Genomic DNA, 214 nt, shown 5'->3' with positions numbered 1-214 from the left:
GCGGCGAGCGAAATGGGAAGAGCCTGTACGTGATAGTCGGACTGATAGAAGAATCCTCTGGAAATAGGAACCGTAGCGGGTGATAGTCCCGTATTCGAAATCAGACCGGTGATACTAAGCGTACGACAAGTAGGGCGGGACACGTGACATCCTGTCTGAATATGGGGGGACCATCCTCCAAGGCTAAATACTCGTAATCGACCGATAGTGAACC

General features: G+C 51.4%; 1 rRNA gene. It reads left to right on the top strand.

The features are described from left to right. A 23S ribosomal RNA gene (locus KO539_RS30025) occupies positions 1-214 on the top strand; the annotation flags it as partial.

Source organism: Janthinobacterium sp. NKUCC06_STL (assembly GCF_019345455.1).
GTDB lineage: Bacteria > Pseudomonadota > Gammaproteobacteria > Burkholderiales > Burkholderiaceae_D > Janthinobacterium > Janthinobacterium rivuli.
Note: the sequence above shows the minus strand (reverse complement) of the source record. Positions and strands in the feature narration are given on the sequence as shown.